We start from the raw sequence: 19,424 nt of genomic DNA on the forward strand, positions 1-19,424 counted from the left end.
ATCAATCTACTACTTGTGGGGTTCTAGGCTTGTAATTTTTAGCAATTTCTGCCATTAACTTTATGTGTTCTGGAGTTGTCCCACAACAACCTCCAATTATATTTACTAAATTTTCTTCTAAATACTCTTTTATAAATGCTTGTGTTTGTTCTGGCGATTCATCATATTCTCCAAAAGCATTAGGCAATCCAGCATTAGGGTGTGCCGAAACATTGAATGACGTATTGTGTGCTAGTGTTTTTAAATACGGTTTTAGCAGGTCAGCTCCTAAAGCACAATTAAAACCAACGCTCAATAACGGGATATGCGATATAGAAATCAAAAATGCTTCGACAGTTTGCCCAGACAAAGTTCGTCCTGAAGCATCTGTGATTGTTCCAGAAACCATGATAGGCACCTCAATATTACGTTCTTCTTTAACTTCTTCAATGGCAAATAAAGCTGCTTTAGCGTTTAGTGTATCAAAAATTGTTTCTACTAATAACAAATCGCATCCTCCATCTAAAAGAGCTTCTACCTGCTGTTTATAAGCTATGCGCAAATCATCAAATGTTACTGCTCTATAACCAGGATCATTAACATCAGGCGACATGGATGCTGTACGGTTTGTAGGACCAATGGAACCTGCAACAAACCTTGGTTTATCTGTAAATTCATCTGCTACTTCACGGGCAATCTTTGCCGACTGGTAGTTCAGCTCATACACTAAATCTTCCATGTGATAATCTGCCATTCCGATGGTTGTTCCAGAGAATGTATTGGTTTCCACAATATCAGCTCCTGCCTGAAAATACAAACGATGTACCTCTTTAACGGCTTCTGGCTGTGTTAAAGAAAGTAAATCGTTATTTCCTTTTAACGGATGTGGAAAATCCTTGAAACGATCACCACGAAAATCTTCTTCCTCAAATTTATAGCGTTGCAACATGGTTCCCATAGCACCATCAAGGACTAGGATTCTATTTTTAATTTCCGAATGAATTTTTGACATAAAAATGTTACATAATAGGCGTTAGATGCCAATGGGGCAAAAAATTTTATTATGTTATCTTAAAAGAGAGAGAAAATTACTCTGGTTATCTTGCCTTTTCTGAAAAAAAATCAATTGAAAAGGTAGAATGCAGCACCTTCTACAAGTGTAGGGTTGCTAAGCGATCATAGGGTCTATTCCCTCCCGCTTTCGTGATAACGATACTAAAATTATGAACTTTGCAAATGTATTACTATTATTTTAAAATTGAAAATTTTTCTAAAAAGTACTATAAAAAAAATATTTATCAAGCATAAAAACTAAACAAACATTCTTTTATAGATTAAAAATCTAATTTTTATCTGCTATTCTTAAAATATCTCCAAAAACCCCTCTTGCTGTAACCGAAGCTCCTGCTCCTGCTCCTTGAATCACAATAGGGCGTTCTCCGTAAGACTCGGTATAGATTTCAAAAATCGAATCAGATCCTTTTAATTGACCTAAAGCGGAACTCTCTGATACCGATACTAACTTAACTTCTAAATTACCCTTATCTTGCTGTAAGTCTCTAGAAAGCTCACCTACATAACGCAGCACATTTCCGATAGTTTGATTACGCTTTACTTCATTATAATATTCATCTAATTGTTCTAAACTTTGAAGAAATTCTTCTGTAGGAATTTCTCGTAATGGTTCTGGTATTAAATTTTGAATATGTATTTCATCAAATTCATTTTGCAAGTCTAATTCTCTAGCTAAAATCAATAATTTTCTAGCTACATCATTTCCACATAAGTCTTCTCTTGGATCTGGCTCTGTGTAACCCTTTGCAATAGCCTCTTTCAACACTTCGCTAAATGGTTTTTCTTCTACTGAAAAATGATTGAATATAGAACTTAATGAACCCGAAAAAACACTTTTTATTTTTGTAATGTTTTCTCCTGATAAATGCAATAATTTGATCGTATCTATCAATGGCAACCCAGCGCCTACATTTGTCTCATACAAATAACTCTTTTGGTTTTTATCTAATGCTTTTCTAAGTTTTTTATATGAATCATACCTTAATGTATTAGCTACTTTATTTGAAGAAACTACATCAAAACCATTTTCTATAAAAGTCTGGTAATTTTGCACAAAATCTTTATTAGCTGTATTATCTACCATAATTAAATTTTCTAAATAATTTTCATGGGCAAAAGCTATTATTTCTTTAACTGAATAATTAAGAGCTTTTGTTTGAAACAGTTCTTTCCAATTATACCCTATTCCTTTTTTGTTTATAATGGTCTTTTTTGAATTGACTATAGCAAAAATATTTAGCTTAATTTCTTTTCTGTTTTGAATATTTTCTTTAGAATCTAAAATCTGTTGTATTAATGTCCCTCCTACAGTTCCGTGCCCAAAAATGACTATATTAATCTTTTTAAGTGTACCAAAAATTTCTTCATGAATAACATTTAAAGCTCTTTTGAAATTTTCTTTTTCAACAACTAAACTTACGTTTTTACCTGTCGTTGTTTTATTAAAGAGTATAGGGATAATTTTATTTTTAATTAATGAAGAATACGATTTATGAAACGTACTCAAATCCTGACCAATTATAGATATAACAGCCACATTTTCTCTAACCGAAATTGAATTTACGTCTTTTAAGTACAAATCATTTTCAAATTCTTTTTTCAGATGTACTAAGGCTTCCTGTGCCCTATCAGCATTTATTATGAATCCAATTCCTCTTTCTGAAGCCTCTTGAGAAACAACACTAACACTTATTTGGTTATCAGCCAAAACTTTAAAAATTCGCGCATCTATTCCTTTTTTACCTAACAATCTTCTTCCTTCAAAATTAACTAATGCCACCTCATTTAATACGGTTAATGACTTTATTCCTTCTGAAGTTTGTTCAGCTGTTATTAGAGTTCCTTCGCTATCAGGATTAAAAGTATTTAAAATTCGTAGTGGAATATTTTTTTCGGCTAGAGGAATAATTGTTTTAGCATGTAAAATAGTAGCTCCCAAGTTTCCTAATTCATTAGCTTCTAAGAAAGATAAGCTCTTTATTTTTCTTGCATCAGCAACTAAATTTGGGTCTGCTGTATAAATTCCATCAACATGGGTATAATTTTGTAACTCTTTTGCCTCTAAACAATTAGCCAATAATGACGCTGTAAAATTGCTTCCATTTCGTCCTAAAGTAGTGGTTTCTCCTTTTTGAGTAGAGCCAATGTACCCTGTTACTATTTTAACAGATTCTTTATTTTTTGCGAAACACCCCAATACTTTAGCCCGCGTAATACTCTCTATAGGCTTTGCATTTCCAAAATTATCATCGGTTGTAATTAACTGACGCGCATCTACAAACTCAGCTTGTATTTCTTTTCGAATCAACAAATCGGTTAAATATTTGGCGGATAAAACTTCTCCAAAAGACACTACTACGTCTTTTGTTTTATCAGTATAATCGGCTAACAAGCGTACTTCTTCAAATAATTTTTCTAAAGTAGTCCATTCCTTTTTAAAAGAAAATGAACTTCCAAGGCTTTGATATTCTTTAAAAAGATTCCATAGTTTCTTATAATCATTGCCTTTCTTTGCTTGCTCTAAAATTTCAATTAGCTCATTAGTGGCATTACCTCGCGCTGACACTACTACTACAATCTGTTCATTACCGTAATATTTTTTAGCAATAATAGAGACTACTTGATTAATTCCTAAACCATTACTGAGTGATTTTCCTCCAAATTTTAAGACTTGCATACTTTATTTATTTTGTTGTGTTTGTAAATATTGGTTTTAATATCTCTTTTAATTTTTCGTATTCCATCAAAAAAGCATCAAGCTCATGAATGGATTGAATTTCAAACAACTGCATTTTTTCAAATTGTTGTGAAAACTTTTTATGCAATTCTTTGTTTCCATTCGCTATAAACCAATAATCCGAATCAATACATACTTGGCAAATCCGTATGGTTGTTGTTTCTAAAATACGTTCTACATCCTGTATAGATAAATGCACTCCTATTGTTTTTAGCAAATGATTCATTAATAAGTATGATTTTAAATGAAACCTTTTTTTAAGGTTTTACCGTGATAGTTTAACCAATTTTAGATTTTATATTCTGAATCAGAAACTTTTTCTTTTTCAAATTTTCGATTCAAAGATTTAGGAGAACGATATAATAACATAGCGTGTGCTCGAGCATCTTCTATGGGATTGACTCAATTATTAAGTATATTTTCTTGCGCTTTAACATTCCCTATCAACCAATCATCTGCTTTCCAGTTTGAGGCTATGGGGATTAAATACCCAATCGTTGTAGGTTTTAAAAATGCCATTTCCCAAGCAATCCCTCCTCTTAAACTCCTTCCTACAATGGCAAATAGTTTTGTAACTCCTAAAATTTCTAATCCTTTCCAAAAAACTCTAGCTATATATTTTACTATAAAACACTGATAATCAACAATTAAAAAATCCGTAGCATATCCATTACCTGGCACATTGAAAGCAATTCTGTAAACGCATTTAGATCAATCACTTGATTATATCCTACCTATTTATTCCACCAGCCATTTTCACCTGTTACATTTGAATTACCTGTTAAAGCATGATTAATCAGAACTACAGGAGCCGTATTGATTTTTGGCCCAAAGGATTGATACAATAGAGGCAAAAAGGGAATTGTTTTACCTGATTGTAATGTAAAACTAAAAAAATCTATTTGACAACAATTATCCATATTTTTATTAAAATTTTGTAGCTTATAAGAAAAAACCCTTTTGGCTCTAGTACCAAAAGGGTTTAATTATTAAGTTTTTAAAAATTCAACTCGATTGATTTAGGCAATACTTTTTTAAGGTATACATAGACATACCTATAAGAATATTTATCATTATTACGAATCTATTTTTTATCATTTCTTACTTACATTCCATTCATTTACGCGGAAGCAAATCTATAACCAAATTCTTTTACATTAAATTTTATAGATTATTTTTCTAAATTTAATTATTAAAAAGCAAAAAAATAAGAATTAAATACTAAAAAACAACTTAAATTTAATTTTTATTTCTACTAAAACATTAATTTCTAAAACATCCTTAATAGCATTTTAATACTGAATAGAATAACCAAAAATGAGACTATTAACAGAGCTGCTTTTTGAGGTAACCTACCCGCAAATCTAGCTCCTATAGGTGCTGCTAGCGATCCTCCAAGTATTAATCCTAGAATAATATACCAATGACTAATTCCTAATGACGCAAAAAAAGGGCTCACATAAAAAATATGGGGAGTAATTGTAAATTGCGACAAAAAAAGTAAATGGATTTTTCGATACTTTCTGCTTTTCTACCCGAAGAATTATTATGTCATTTTGATATTGTTGATTTTATAGAATTAGGAGATATTCAAACAAAAAAGGATTGCTTTTATATCTATCTTGATGAAAAGAACATTATTCCCGAAGGTTTCATTTCAGAGGAATATGAGTCAAAAGGCTTTTGTGAGCGTACTTTGATACAAGATTTTCCAATACGAGGAAAGGCTGTTTATTTAGGTATCAGAAGACGTAGGTGGCGAAATACAGTAGATAAGTCAGAAATTAAAAGCGATTATTCTTTTATTGCAGAAGGTTCCAAATTAACTGTTGAACTTTCGGATTTTTTAAAAGGTACAGGTAGAGACCCGAGAAGATACGATAAGTAACATTGCCAGTTATTATGGCATTAAAGCTGATTTACTGCGAAGACATTACAAAAAAAGAATCAGTGGTTTTACAAGTTGGAAACAGTTAGAACATGCCGAAAATTATCTGATTTACCCCGAAAATATTGGGGAGAATTTAAGTATTGATGAAGTAAGTTTGTCAAAAGGTGAACTTTATACTTTTGTAACCAATAAACAAGGAAGAGGCAAAAAGAAATCCTTAGTGGCGGTTATAAAAGGCACCAAAAGTCAGGACATTATTGATGTGGTTACTAAAATTCCACTTTCGCATAGAAAACAAGTAAAATCGATAACACTTGATATGGCAAACAATATGCAATCAGCATCAAGAATGTGTTTTCCTGAAAGTTACCTTGTCACAGACCGTTTCCATGTGGTAAAGTTGGTAATGGAAGCTCTCCAGCATTTAAGGATAAAATATCGCTGGGAGGAGATTGAAAAAGAGAATCAAGCTATCAAAAAAGCAAAGGAGCAAGCAATAAAATACATTCCAATAACTTTTGAAAACCAAGACACACCCAAACAACTATTGGCTCGATGTCGTTATATCATTGCCAAGAAACCCAACCAATGGACAGAAACCCAAAAAGTGCGAGCCCAAATATTGTTCCAACATTATCCTCTAATACATCAGGCATATAAACACACCCAAGAGTTTAGAAATATTTATGAATACACCTCAAAAGAAGAGGTTAAACAAAAAATATTGAATTGGATATCCAAAACCAAAGAATTAAAAATGACTGTCTTTAATACCGTTGCCAATAGTTTAAATTATCATTTGGAAACAATTGTAAACTTCTTCATAAAAAGACATACAAACGCAAATGCTGAATCCTTTAACTCAAAAATAAAACTCTTCAGAGCTAATCAAAGAGGTGTGATGGATACTAAATTCTTCCTCTTTAGAATGGAGAAACTTTTTGCTTAATCCCCAAAAAATTAATCTGAGCCAAAAAAAGTTACTGATGCTGCCAATGTTACAAAAAACTCCGCTAAACTTACAGTTCCAGCTACATAACTTGCCTTTCTTCCTTTAGATAACAATATCATTTTAATTTTGAATTTACTAGAATAATTTATAATTTTAGGCATGCCAAAGAAAATTCAAATAGTAATAAATGAAGATCTTGATTTTTTAGAAAAATTACTAGTCAAGACAACAGCTTCTTTGAAGAAAGACCGAGTAAAGACTTTGATTCTAATTAAGAAAGGGAAATATGTTTATTATAGTGATATAGCTAAGAAGCTCGGGAGAACTGAAAAGACAGTAAGAGTTTGGGTTCAAGACTATTTAAAAAAAGGTATTTCTGAAATGTTATGTGTTAGAAGTGGAGGAAACAATACTAAGCAAATATCAGATAAAATGGCTAAGTCTATTGAGCAGAAATTGACTGATCCAAAAACAACAATTACATCTTATATAGAATTATTAAAATTACTTGAAGCAGAACGAAACGAAACGGTTAACTATGGAGCTTTATACGCTCATTGTAGACGAAAACATCAATCAAAGTTAAAAATAGCAAGAAAATCCCATTACAAAAAGGATGAAAACGCGGAAGCGTTTTTTAAAAAACCTTGTAAATAAGCTCGAAGAGTGTAGAATTATTCTTAATAAAAATAATTTCAAATCTGTAAACTTATATTTTCAAGATGAAAGTCGCTTCGGGTTGATCACAAAACAAAAAAGAGTTATTACGGCAAAAGGAATAAAAGCCATTGGTACCTATAAGCACAGTTATCTTTATAATTGGCTTTGGGGAAGTTTTTCCCCCATAACAGGTGAGAGTTTTTGTATGACAACACAGAGTGTTTGTAAAGAATTATTTATAAAATATTTGGAAGATTTTAGTAATCACAAACCAACAGAATTAAAGATTATAATAATTGATAATGCAGCATTTCATTCCACAAAAGATGTAATAATTCCTCAGAACATATTTCTGTTACCAATTCCTCCATATTGTCCAGAACTCAACCCTGCTGAAAAAATATGGCAATGGATGAAAGATAAAATTGCAATGAAAATTTATAATACTCTAGCCGAATTAAATCAATAACAGGCTATGAGTTTTATACAAAAGCTTTTTGCAGTATTTTTAAAATTTAAATAGTATAACTTGTTTGTTTCATTTTACTTTTACTAATTTTTGGGTATAAAAAAAACTCCTCACAATGCGAGGAGTTTTTCTGATTTTTGATACTATACTATATATACAACCATCTTGCTCCTCAAGAATTTGAACAGCACATACAACAGTTGATATTTTTACTATTTGTTTTCATAATTGTAGGGCAAATACAAGACCTTATTTTTTAAGTTAAAACATTAAATCTTATTTCCATAATCTTTAAAGGTATTAAACTATTTTCATTATTTATTATCTATAAATAAATTAGTTTACCGAAAAAATTACATCATTCTTCGGGGTTATCGCCTGTATAATAATTCTTTTGTTTCTCTAGCCCATAGTTTGGCTTTTCTATATCTAATTCAGAATCTTGAATTTCTTTATAAATTTCCTCGTAGTCTTTTGAATGTAAACTATTTGGTACTACATGGGTATCAAAATTTAGTTCTATTTTATAGTTTGGGAGAAAATTACCGTATACATAAATCTGATGTTGTACATATCCTGTATTTTTATTGGTATCATATTCAAAATGCAAATAGCCTGTAGATTGTGGCACTATGTTTTTTATATTGGAATCATCCGCTATAATACATCCGCATGAGGTTTGGATTTCTTTTATTTCTAACAAATTCTTTCCTATATTTTTGATTGGGTATATGATATGAAGTTTTTCTCCTTGTGCAACTGGAAAATAATGTCTTTTGGGGTCTTTTACTTCTATCGTTGTTATTTGTCCTTCTTTTTCACAACTAATAAAAAACAATAGAGATAAAAAAATCAATAGGTTTTCTTGAAATAAACACGTTTTTAAGAAATTAAAATAATTGTATTTCATCGCAAGCGGTTTTTTTATTTTTAGCATTCGTTATTACTTTTATCATTACTTCCTCTTTTTTATGAATGGCTATTTTTGTTTTAAAAACACCAATCCTTTTTTCGTTTTTAGATTCTGAATCGTCTGTTAATTCGGTATATAAGTTTCCATTTTTATAAATTTGAATTTTTGTTGGGAGGAATATTTTTAGACTTGGATTATTTAAAAAATTTATTTTTAAAGTGGCGTTAGAAACTTCTATACTTGGAAGTCTTACTACTAAATCTTCTTGACTTGTCAAGAACCATCCATGATGATAATCAGAGATGAAGCCAATTGCATTATCTGTTAGCATATTAATATTGGTATAATCTTCATCTAAGGTTGATAGTATTTCAAGTTTTTTACCTAACAATTTATTTAATGGTTGTTTGTTTTTTATAATTTTTTCTTCAAATTCTTTTAAAAAATCTTGAATAGCTCCGTCTTGTTCTTTAAAGTTTTTTAAGCCTTCATAGTTTGTGTATTTTTTCAAACGATTGTATGCTTGTATTACATCTGGTTTTATACTAATTGTATTCTCTTCTATTATGTAGTAACCGTTTTGTTCGTTTTCTAATAAAAGTTTTAGATAGGTAAAACTTAAAGCGGTTATTAATTCTTTTATTTTTGATTTTTCTTTGGGTTGACTAGAATCTATTGTTTGACTTAATTGATTGTAAAAATTAAAAAATTTTGACGCGTTTATGTTTTTACTTCCTTTTTCGTAAAGAGAGCAAGGGAGGTTTTCTTTTTCTGCTGCTTTTTCAAAATCTATATAATATTCTGATAATAACTGGTGATTTTGAGGAAATTCTTGTTTAAAGTATATTTTTACTAAATCTTCTATTTTTAGATTATAATCCATGAGTAATGAAGAGATAACGAATGTTTTTAATCCTTGAAAACTGGTATAATCATAACCGCTTCCATTTATAAAAACACCTTTTATACCCATTTTTTTGAAATACTCTAGTTGTTTTTGTAATCTGTAAAAAAGTGGATATGGTGTTAGGTAATCATCAAAATTAGAAGCATAGTCCCATAAATAGACTTTATTTACTTTTTGTTTCCATTTTAATATTTTTTCTTCAAACGGGTTTACCTGCGGTTTGTTTTCAAAATATACATTTTTTGGAAAATTAATGGTACTGATCATTACTCCTGTGTTTTTGGGAAGTTCTTTTTCTGGAGGTGTTTCTGTTGTAAGATAAGCGGTGGTAAAAAAATTATACTGTGGAAATTCTTTTGCTAATTTTTCCATTAGATATACAACAGAAGGTGTTGCATTTGAAAGGGTATTCCCTAATCGTTTGCATCTGGGATCCAAACAAACTAGCTTGTTATCATTGGGAACCAGCATAACTGAATACCTTTTATTCGTATTAATACCCAAATTATCTATTATATAATTTTTAATATAATTGTAGGTTGCTTCTGAGGAAAAGCAGATTTGTGAGGCATTTCTTTTATTTTCTACTAAGGCAAATGTTTGAATGTTTCCTTCATTGGCTAGTAATTTCCCTAAATTATGCCCCCAAATTCCCCAATCATTTTCAATGTTATTAGAATTATAGAGTACATCTGCATTGGGTTGTAAAACAGGACTAAAATGAGGTTCTCTGTATTCAAAAGGAAAACTAACGGTACTTTCTTTTATGGTTATAATAGCGGGAAATAAGTCTTGCGTTTTGATTCTATCATCTTGGATACTTAGCTTTTTTAAAAACTGATTAAATAGCCATTTTAGATTTTTTTCTGAGTTTGCAATTAATTGAATTTCATTTTTATCTTCTATTTTTATCTGATAATCAAACATTTGTTGTGAAGACAGAACTACTCTTATTAATAATCCTTCTTTGTTTTTATCTTTAGATATTATTTCTGGGTTTGAAGATCTTTTCTTTAATTCATTGTAGAAATAATCTTTTTCTAGATTTTCTAATTTAGTTTTATAATCAAAGATTATTTTGTATTTATCAGAATATAATTTTGCATCTTCTAAATCCGTATAAGGTTTTAAAGAACAACTACATAATACAAAAAAGAAAATTATTGCCAAACAGATTTTAGATAGGGCAATATAAAAGGAAAATATTTCTCTCATCATATTAATAGAGGATTATATAAATAATGATTTAAAACGAAATTTGGGTTTGAAAGTATAAGTTATACATATTGGTATACTTATTTTCCGTTATTTTTATTGTATTCCAGCTTCCGAGAAACCCAACTGTAAAATTCGAATTTATCATATATTTTGGACCAGCTCCTACCATTGTATTAAAAGCATTCCAAGTATTGTATAAATTAAAATTCAGTGTTTGCAAGTCTGAAACTGTCCCTACGGCTCCTACTACTTGTATACAACTTCTTTTTTCGTTAAAGACATAAAACCTACTGTCTGCACTGACATTATAAAACAGTGTATTATCTATAGAAAAGATTCCTGCTTTTACATTCCACTGAATAGATTGCCCATTTTTTGACAAACCTAAAATTCCTTGAATCATATTGATCTGGCTTGGTAATTGTCTAAAACCTATGCCTAGTTCTGCCTCATAATCGTCACCAAAGGCTTTGTATAGTGATATTTGCGTTTGTATTTTAGAAAAATATTTCGTTCCGTATCCTGTATTTAATCTAACATAAAATTTATCACTAAAGGGATGGTACCACTCAACTATGGGTTGGATCCCTGTTCCTTCTTCTCGACCAGAATAATTTAATCGAAAAGTATAGGTGTTTTTATTTCCTTTATGAGCGTATTCTATTGTAGAAATAGATGAATATTCTTGGCTTCCTTGAATTCTGCTTCTCAAATGATATATTCCTATTTCATTTTTAAAGGTTTTATTTTCTAGTATTTCTAAATGTTTTTTGAAATCTGACAATTCCATAAGAGAAGGTTCGTATTGTTTTTGATAATAATAAGCTGAATCAAAAACTTTTTTTGTTTCTAGCAGTACCCCTTTATCAAATTTTAAATCTTTATTATTTTTATCAAAATACAGAGCGGAATTTATTAATTGTAACGCGTCATTGTGTTGTTTTTTCTTAACTAGTTCTTTGGTTTTAATGCGTGCATTTTCTGTATATACATTTACTAGTGATTTATTATGTGGAAATTTTTCTAAAAGAGGTAAAGTAAGGGCAATAGCTTTATCATATTCTTTTTGCGCTGTATAGGATTCTGCCAATTTTACTTTAAATGGTAAGTTATCTGGATATATTGTTGTAGCTTGTTTTGCGGCATCTAACATAGCTAAATAGTCTTCCATTTGATAAGCAAGACTGATTGCGTATTGTAATCCTAATTTACTAGTAGGTTTTACGAGCAGTATTTTTTTGAGTACTTCGTATGCTTCCTCTATATTTTGTTCCTCTATTGCTTTTTTTATGAATGCTAATGCTTCTTCTTCGAAACCATTTGCATATATTGTTTTTTTAGGTTCGGAAGATTTTTCTATTAGTTGTAAGTACATATCAAACGCATTCGTATAGTCTTCAGAGGCTACTAAGGCATTTATTTTTTTTAAATTTCTAGCATCATCATTGGGTTTTTCTTTTAAAAAATCATTGATAATAAGGAGGGCTTGGTCATACAAACCTGTTTTTAGGTAACATTGAAACAAACCTAATTTTGCGGGTTCGTAATAATCATTTTGTCTTCTTTGATTTGAAACTCTGTACAATAAGTCGATAGCCTCTAGATAATTTCCTTCTAGCATGAGTTGTTTGGCTGTTTTATACTGAAATGCTGTAAAATCATCTCTAATATCGGAGTCATTAGGGAATTTTGAATGCAATTTTTGTAGTAATTGATTTGATTTTGATTCGTTTCCTAGTTGTTTGTAAACAAAATATTCCTTTGATAAAATTTCTTTTGTATCTCCTTTTATTTTTTTAGCTTTTGATATAAAATCAAGTGCATCATTATAATATCCTTTACTTATTGCGTTATTTAGAAGATAGATTAGTGCTTCTTCGTCCTTTGGGTTTTTTTCTAAAATTTTACCATATAATGTGTACGGATCATTATTACTTTGGGTTCTTGCTGATTCTACTATTAATTCGTCATAACTTTTCTGAAGCTGAGAATCATTTTTTTTTGACATCTTTCTTTTTAAAAACTCTAATGCTTCTGCATTTCTATTCATTTCAGATAAAATGGCAACTTTTTTAGTGATATAGGTCTTATTTTCTGGGAATTTTTGAATTCCTTTTTCAGCATACAAAAGAGCTTTTTCTTTATCGCCAGCCGTTAGTAAGCTGTTTATTATATCTACGTAAATATCAACTTGTTGGTTATCTATTTTTACTAATTCTTCTGCTAAAGTAACGGCTTCATTAAACTTTCCTTCTTTTTTAAGACGTGTTATTTCTTGTTGTGTATTGTATATATAATCTTTTTGAACAGTGGCATCTTCTGGGTATATCTGATTTAATCTTTTTAGCATTCGGGTTGTTTCGGTAAGATTCCCTTGTAATCTGTATATTTCTATTTTTTTTATCCATAATTGTTTCCAATAGGGATTTACTTCTAATAATTCATTTATGTAACAAATGGCACTAGAATAGTGTTTAGAGTTCATTTCTACATTTACAAGCAGTTGTTTTGCATCGAAATTTGTTTTATCGTATTGCAAGGATTTAACCAAATGATATCTTGCGTTTTGAAAGTCTTTTTTTACATAGTAGTACCTACCTAGAAGCATTCTGAGATTAGAATCTGTTTCATCTTGCTTTAATCCTTCTTCAAGAATGTCTTTGGCTTTTTGCCATTCTTGCTTTTTAAAATATTTTTTAGCCATAATGGCATAATCTTCCATTGTATCTTGGGCATTTAAGGAGTATATTGATAGGAAAAGAACTAGTAATAAGTGGTAATTTTTTGAAATCATTTTTTATTAATACAATTATTCAACTTCTTGATTTTCTACAGTAGTAGGTGTGGTTTTATTTTGTGCAAAACCTTGACGGGTCATTTGTCCCCACTCGAATTTTTTACGTGATAAAAAATCTACGTACCCTTTTAAGCTATAAAAAACGATAAGTGGATGATATATAAAAGGTTCTACTAAAGTAAAAAAACATAGTTTTAAATATTCATTAAAGGTTCTGTATTGTTCTTGTACTAATTTATCTAGATAGATCGTTATTAATGAAAGACAAATTCCGAACAAGTAAACAAAAGTTAGCATTATGCTTGCAGTATAAAAATTTATTCCCCTAGTGATTAAGAGGTATGCCGTGTATAAATACCCTACTAGTTCTATAAGTGGTGCCGAAAATTCGAAGAACAAAGTATAAGGTAAGGTAATCATTCCTAATTGTTTGTATTTGGGATTGAAAAGGTATTTTCTGTGAACTGTAAAAATTTGCAGCAATCCACGAGCCCATCTTGTCCTTTGCCTATTTAATATTTTAATATTAGGAGGTCCTTCTGTCCAACAGCAGGTATCGGGTATCTGAACAATTTTATAATCTTTATTAAAATTACACATATATCCTATGATACGTGTGGTTAAGTCCATATCTTCTGCATGTGATGAAGGATCATATCCTCCAGCAGCAATAACTACAGATTTATCAAACATCCCTAATCCTCCTGATATATTACCTATGGCATTTATTCTTGACCATCCCATTTTCCCTATTAAATAGCTTCTTAAATATTCTACTTCTTGAAAAAGGGGAATAATTCTACTAGGAACTTTAACTTGTGTAACTACCCCATTTTGAATCACACAACTGTTAGCCATACGCAAAGTGGCACCTACTCCTATTACTTGTGTTTTATTAATTAAGATGGGTTTAATCATTTTGATAAGTGCATCACGAGATAAAATACAATCTACATCGGTACATAAGAAATAAGGATAACTAGAAGCATTTATACCCGCATTAGAGGCATCTGCCTTGGTACCTCCATTTACTTTATCTACAACCGTCAACTTAGAATAAGCTGGATTCGTAGATTTTAAAATTCTTTTTAGTGGTTTTGTTTTTATTTTTTCTACGTAGGCAAAGGGGGTTTCAACCAGCTGAAAATTCTCTATTAATAATTCTAATGTACTATCCTTACTCCCGTCATTAACGATAACTACTTCAAATTTTGGATAATTTAAAGTAAGCATGGAGTGTACGTTATCAATTATTGTCATTTCTTCGTTATATGCAGGAGCTACAATAGAAATACCTGGAGCGAAAGGAGTATTCAAGAAATCTTCATCCATTTCTTTGCTCTGATTTTCTTTGTATTTTTTTATTTCTTTATAACCATAAACAATGAGCATAAAATATATTATGGTAAGCATTGAGGCATAGAGAAAAATCAGATTTTGAAAGATATCAGCCATATTAATAGTTATAGTTTCCGTAGTTTTTTGACATACAGTTATTATTAAAAAATTAAACTTTTATTAGTGGGTTTTTAATGTGTTTGAAAATTAAATTTTCAAAACCATCATCAATTTTGGATTCCATTTCGTTAATCAAATTTACCCCTTCATTATCGTAATTATAAATAGCGCGTCCTATTCTAATCTTCAAACTAGTATCAAAGGTTTTATAAAAAGCAGATCTCAAAAACTCTAATCCATTATCTGGTTTTGTTTCTGTAACTGTTTTTATAATACTGTGTTGAACTGATATAGGTTCAAAGTCATAATTTGCAATTAAAGCATCTTCTATATTATTGTTTTGAAGAACTCCTATTGCTTCTATCAAGGCCTTCCGAACTTTAGAATTTGTAGTTTGTGTTAAAAGTGTTAATAGAAAAGGTAAATTTTCTTGTTGTTTATAAAAAGATGTTTCATATATAAAAAAACATTTTAAATCTATATTTTCTGTTCTGGTAATCCACTGAGCAAAATTGGGTATAAATTCCTTTGCTCTTTTTAAAAGGATTTCATGGATTTGAATTTTATCCCATTCCGTAAATTCACTATCAAAATCTTCATTAAAAAAACGAAAGGGATCATGTTTACTTAAATAAATATAGGCTTTCCTAGCTTTTTTACGCAAAGCCTCGTTTTTATCGTAAACTAAGGAAATAATAACAGATTCTGATATCGTTAATCTTAATTTTATAATTTGTGATAATCCTTCTAACTTGGTTTTAAGATTTCCTTTTAATAATCGTTCCTCCCAAAAGGACTTTAAATCAAAAAAATACAATATTTCATTAAAATTATGCAAATCATATACCTCATCTTCAGCTATCAATTCAATAATCGTTTCTGTAATTAATAATTTATGTGTTTTTTTAAAATCCTTTTTATTTTCAAAAACAAGCTTAATATCTTCTAGTGTATATTCTTTAGGAGAATATACTATTTCTTTTATTTTTTGTAAATAAATTAAATTAAGGGTCTTTTTTTGAATAGCTACTGATTTTTTCTCCCAATTCAAATAAATTAAATTAAGAAAAGTTATAATATATACACAAATAAAAACAAAGCTTAAAACCATTGCCAATTGTAACACAGGAGGCAATTCCGAAATTGAAAAATAAAAATCCTTTAAAACAAAAATAATTCTCTCCATTTGTTGCATATTCTATTTTATTTACCATGCAGTCTACATAAAAAAAACAAACACCACAAAGTGTTATATTTAACTAGCAGCACAACGTTTTTTGAAGGATAATATTTTTTAATAACTATTTTTTAACACTTTTTTAACATTAAGATATTGTTTTTTTTCTAAATTTAACAAGTATATCCTGAATAGGCTCTGTTCCAATTAAAATGCGTAATAATTCAAACTCTAAATTGTTTGTTAACAAATAGTTCCGTCCTTCTTTTGTTTTTAACAGATCGTAATGTGCTAAATACACATAAGCATTACCAACGTAAATTCTGTTCCTAAACTTGGCCCTTTGGCAAATTCTAGACAATCATAATAATTCGTCAAATTTTCATTAAATACCACAGATACTAATCTTGGAATCCTATTTGAGGTGGCTATTTTTTTATAATTCTCATAGGCCTTCCCTTCTCTAACGCTTAAAACCTCCTTGATTTGGGGTTTATTAGAAAAAAAATCTATCAAGGGGGGGGGTACCGATAAAGATATTTTTTCTAGCCGTTCTTTGTAATTTAATATTTCTATTCCTAATCTTTCTATCTCTCCTGAAAAGGGCTTAATTACATATTTTTTTTATTTTCTGCAATAGTCTTAAATCTTTAGAAACAATTACTCCCATCAGCACATCTCCTTTCCCACAAGCAAATTTTGATAAACTTTCAACCGCTATATCGCAATGTTCTAAAACATTGAAATTAAATGGAGTAATAAGCGTAACATCCAACAATAACTTTATTTTGTATTTTTTACAAATAGAATAGAGTTTTTTTACATCTACGCAATCTAATTTTGGGTGAGAAACGACCTCAGTTGTTATTAAAGAAATCCTTTTGTGATTTTTTTTTAGCCAAATTTCTAATGCTTCTAAGTTATATACATCTACCTGCCAATAGGTATTGGGGCTTCTTTTTTGTAATATTTCCATGGTGTCTAAATAGAGCCATCCTAATTGCACAACCTTATTTTTTCCTTCTAAAATGCCTTTTTGAATAATGGTTTCACAAACTAAAAACACAGCATTAGCACCCGAATTTGTTAATACAATAGCATCATCATTTACATTATACGCTTGCCCTAAAATAGTATGAATATTTCTATTAGCTTCTAAAAATTTTGTTTTTTCTTCTTGGTAAATTTGACGGATCAATCCTAAATTTATCAAAACATTTTCAGCTTGTCGGAAACTTATAACAAATCCTGCATTTCGGATATAGTCATTAACTGGTTTCAATAAATGATGATCTGATTTTATTCGTATAAAAACACAATTTAATAGCTCTATAAAATCCAACTTTACATGAATTAATTCACAAAGAATATGATAGGCTTTTTGAGAAGAAATAGGTAAAATCAAATAATATTCCGTTACTTCATATTTTTTTCGAACATAATCTACCAATCGTTGTACCAATTTATTCCTAAAAAACCTTGGATAACCCGATTGCATTTTTTCTAGCATCTTCTTATCTCCTTCTTCATAGCTAATTATATCATGGATTGTAGGTAAACTAACAGAAACTGCGTGCGGGTTATTAAAAGGTATTGATTCTCCACAAGGAATAGATTTCAAATAATTATACATTTTTAATAAACTTTTAGAGAGGCACAGTCAATTGCTTCTTTTATATCTTGTACTAAATCTTCTGTATTTTCTAAACCAATAGAAAAGCGCACGGTAGCTTTAGTCAATCCTATTTTTTGTAAATCTTTTTCAGAATATGTTTCGTGGCTCATTTTAGCCGGAATTTCTATTTTTGAATCTGCGGTTCCAAATGAAACTTTTTCTCCAAATAGCTGTGTGTTTTTAATAACGGATTCAGCTATAAATTCATCTTCAAAATCAACCGTTAGCACAGCTGGTAGTATCTTCATTTGTCTTTTAACTAAATCATATTGTGGATGTGATTTCAGTCCTAGAAATTTAATTGATTTTATATCTGGAAACTTTAATAATTCTTGAGCTATTTGAAAAGCACTTTGCTCTTGCGCTTTCATTCTATAAGTTAGTGTAGGCAAGCCTAATGATACTAAAAAAACATCAAAAGGACTTTGCGCACGACCTTGTGCATTAGAATAACAATGATTTTTTTTTGTACCATGATTCCTCTCTTACAACGATAACACCAGCCACGCAGGCCCCATGTCCCGAAACACATTTCGTTGCTGAAAAAACTGAAAAATAAGCACCTAATTCTAATGGCTTTTGCGAAGCAAATGTTGCCATACTATTATCTACAGCAAAAATTGCATGATAGGCTTTAGCCAAAATAGCTATTGCTGTTATATCTATAATTTTCAAACTAGGATTAGTAGGTGATTCGCATAAAATTAGAGTTACTTTATTTTTAGCCAAAATATCTTCTACTTCCTCTGTATTGGTAAAATCAGCATAAGATACTTCAATATTATTTTTCTCTAACAAGATATTCAAAAGACGATAGGTTCCTCCATAACAGTCCCTTTCTACTAGTACTCTATCCCCTGATTGTAAAACGGTTTCAAATAATAGCGCAATAGCGGCAATACCTGTATTAGTACAAACAGCTCCGTATCCGTTTTCAACTTTTGCAAAAACCGTTTCCAAGGCATTGCGCGTAGGGTTATCCGTTCGTGAATAATCATACTAAAAATCTGTGTTCTGCTGTCGTTTATAATCAAAGGTAGCTGTGTTATAAATAGGTAAATGGGTAGCACCATAAGCATCTTTGATACCACTGTGCTGAGTTAAATTAGCTAAAAGAGTTTCTATTTTCATATTCTATGTATTATACAATTGTGTTGTAAAATTTATTCAAAAAAAAACCTCTGCAAATGCAGAGGTGCTGTTGTAAACTTTTAAATTTTATACAATAGTAAACTCTGGAAAGACGAATTCCCATCATACTCATTATATATTTATTAAAATCCTTTTTCATCTAACATAAAAAAACAGGACAAAACTAGATTATTATTCTTTAAAAATAAAATTAATAGTTTATTTTTCTAAATTTTATTTAAATAAAACTTATTTAGTTTAATTAATTCTAAAACAAACCGAATTCACCCATTAAAAAACTAAAAACACCTCATTTTTCAATACTTATGTTTATTCAAAAAAAAGTTAATAATTCTTCAGAATTCAATTTCCTTTTATACATTTGT

17 protein-coding genes, 2 pseudogenes and 1 riboswitch are annotated in these 19,424 nt (G+C 29.9%); of the genes and pseudogenes, 4 read left to right on the plus strand and 15 right to left on the minus strand.

Translation table 11 applies throughout. The features are described from left to right. Nucleotide 1: 1 nt before the first annotated feature. From HUE53_RS05090 to HUE53_RS14270, 5 genes are all read right to left on the minus strand, one after another. Nucleotides 2-991 carry a homocysteine S-methyltransferase family protein gene (locus tag HUE53_RS05090; protein WP_077225626.1) on the minus strand — a complete coding sequence of 330 codons (990 nt, stop codon included), beginning with the start codon at nt 989-991 and terminating at the stop codon, nt 2-4. Nucleotides 992-1,073: 82 nt separating this feature from the next. Beyond that, a riboswitch (SAM riboswitch) is annotated at nt 1,074-1,192 on the minus strand. A 129-nt stretch (nt 1,193-1,321) separates the two neighbouring features. Further along, nucleotides 1,322-3,730 carry a bifunctional aspartate kinase/homoserine dehydrogenase I gene (gene thrA / locus HUE53_RS05095; protein ID WP_192188767.1) on the minus strand — a complete coding sequence of 803 codons (2,409 nt, stop codon included), beginning with the start codon at nt 3,728-3,730 and terminating at the stop codon, nt 1,322-1,324. Nucleotides 3,731-3,737: 7 nt separating this feature from the next. Continuing rightward, nucleotides 3,738-4,016 (minus strand): hypothetical protein, encoded by a 279-nt coding sequence (locus HUE53_RS14260; RefSeq protein ID WP_081278985.1) that lies wholly within the window; start codon nt 4,014-4,016, stop codon nt 3,738-3,740. A gap of 176 nt (nt 4,017-4,192) precedes the next feature. Then, on the minus strand, nt 4,193-4,471 hold the full coding sequence (locus HUE53_RS14265; protein WP_225556182.1) for a hypothetical protein: 279 nt from the start codon (nt 4,469-4,471) through the stop codon (nt 4,193-4,195). Nucleotides 4,472-4,524: 53 nt separating this feature from the next. Continuing rightward, the gene (locus HUE53_RS14270) at nt 4,525-4,710 is read right to left on the minus strand and encodes a hypothetical protein (protein ID WP_225556183.1); all 186 of its coding nucleotides are present in this window, start codon (nt 4,708-4,710) and stop codon (nt 4,525-4,527) included. Between the two features lie 584 nt (nt 4,711-5,294). On the opposite strand from HUE53_RS14270, the gene HUE53_RS05105 reads away from it, so the two are divergent. Together HUE53_RS05105 and HUE53_RS05110 are read left to right on the plus strand one after the other, a co-directional pair. Further along, nucleotides 5,295-5,678 carry an ISAon1 family transposase N-terminal region protein gene (locus HUE53_RS05105; RefSeq protein ID WP_014165862.1) on the plus strand — a complete coding sequence of 128 codons (384 nt, stop codon included), beginning with the start codon at nt 5,295-5,297 and terminating at the stop codon, nt 5,676-5,678. Between the two features lie 34 nt (nt 5,679-5,712). Next, on the plus strand, nt 5,713-6,630 hold the full coding sequence (locus HUE53_RS05110) for an ISAon1 family transposase (protein ID WP_454951486.1): 918 nt from the start codon (nt 5,713-5,715) through the stop codon (nt 6,628-6,630). An 11-nt stretch (nt 6,631-6,641) separates the two neighbouring features. On the opposite strand, the gene HUE53_RS14275 is transcribed toward HUE53_RS05110, so the two are convergent. Then, complete coding sequence (locus HUE53_RS14275; protein ID WP_225556184.1) at nt 6,642-6,794, minus strand: hypothetical protein; 153 nt, start codon at nt 6,792-6,794, stop codon at nt 6,642-6,644. Here HUE53_RS14275 and HUE53_RS05120 point away from each other — a divergent pair. Together HUE53_RS05120 and HUE53_RS05125 are read left to right on the plus strand one after the other, a co-directional pair. Continuing rightward, the gene (locus HUE53_RS05120) at nt 6,793-7,290 is read left to right on the plus strand and encodes a helix-turn-helix domain-containing protein (RefSeq protein ID WP_014164918.1); all 498 of its coding nucleotides are present in this window, start codon (nt 6,793-6,795) and stop codon (nt 7,288-7,290) included. The two genes, HUE53_RS14275 and HUE53_RS05120, sit on opposite strands and share 2 nt — an antisense overlap. Next, nucleotides 7,250-7,762, plus strand: a complete 513-nt coding sequence (locus tag HUE53_RS05125; RefSeq protein WP_014164919.1) for an IS630 family transposase — start codon at nt 7,250-7,252, stop codon at nt 7,760-7,762. Before HUE53_RS05120 ends, HUE53_RS05125 begins: the two co-directional genes overlap by 41 nt. Nucleotides 7,763-8,120: 358 nt before the next feature. Here HUE53_RS05125 and HUE53_RS05130 read toward each other — a convergent pair whose 3' ends face one another. From HUE53_RS05130 to HUE53_RS14415, 9 genes and pseudogenes are all read right to left on the minus strand, one after another. Next, nucleotides 8,121-8,672 carry a DUF1573 domain-containing protein gene (locus HUE53_RS05130; protein ID WP_014164920.1) on the minus strand — a complete coding sequence of 184 codons (552 nt, stop codon included), beginning with the start codon at nt 8,670-8,672 and terminating at the stop codon, nt 8,121-8,123. Continuing rightward, nucleotides 8,653-10,752: a DUF4838 domain-containing protein gene (locus HUE53_RS05135; protein WP_192188768.1), complete on the minus strand. Its 2,100-nt coding sequence runs from the start codon at nt 10,750-10,752 to the stop codon at nt 8,653-8,655. The genes HUE53_RS05130 and HUE53_RS05135 overlap by 20 nt, the downstream gene beginning before the upstream one ends. Before the next feature lie 76 nt (nt 10,753-10,828). Further along, on the minus strand, nt 10,829-13,594 hold the full coding sequence (locus tag HUE53_RS05140; protein WP_192188769.1) for a tetratricopeptide repeat protein: 2,766 nt from the start codon (nt 13,592-13,594) through the stop codon (nt 10,829-10,831). Nucleotides 13,595-13,609: 15 nt separating this feature from the next. After that, nucleotides 13,610-15,052 carry a glycosyltransferase family 2 protein gene (locus HUE53_RS05145; RefSeq protein ID WP_014164923.1) on the minus strand — a complete coding sequence of 481 codons (1,443 nt, stop codon included), beginning with the start codon at nt 15,050-15,052 and terminating at the stop codon, nt 13,610-13,612. Nucleotides 15,053-15,104: 52 nt separating this feature from the next. Then, nucleotides 15,105-16,241, minus strand: coding sequence for a hypothetical protein (locus HUE53_RS05150; RefSeq protein ID WP_014164924.1), 1,137 nt, complete (start codon nt 16,239-16,241; stop codon nt 15,105-15,107). Between the two features lie 598 nt (nt 16,242-16,839). Further along, on the minus strand, nt 16,840-17,865 hold the full coding sequence (locus HUE53_RS05155; RefSeq protein WP_041253184.1) for a PLP-dependent transferase: 1,026 nt from the start codon (nt 17,863-17,865) through the stop codon (nt 16,840-16,842). A 2-nt stretch (nt 17,866-17,867) separates the two neighbouring features. Next, nucleotides 17,868-18,308 (minus strand): annotated as a pseudogene (locus tag HUE53_RS14405) (PLP-dependent transferase); the annotation flags it as partial. Nucleotides 18,309-18,351: 43 nt separating this feature from the next. Continuing rightward, nucleotides 18,352-18,894, minus strand: a pseudogene (locus HUE53_RS14410) (aminotransferase class I/II-fold pyridoxal phosphate-dependent enzyme); the annotation flags it as partial. Between the two features lie 12 nt (nt 18,895-18,906). Beyond that, nucleotides 18,907-19,038 (minus strand): hypothetical protein, encoded by a 132-nt coding sequence (locus tag HUE53_RS14415; RefSeq protein WP_014164925.1) that lies wholly within the window; start codon nt 19,036-19,038, stop codon nt 18,907-18,909. Nucleotides 19,039-19,424 lie beyond the last annotated feature (386 nt).

The organism is Flavobacterium columnare (assembly GCF_014844295.1).
Lineage (GTDB): Bacteria > Bacteroidota > Bacteroidia > Flavobacteriales > Flavobacteriaceae > Flavobacterium > Flavobacterium columnare.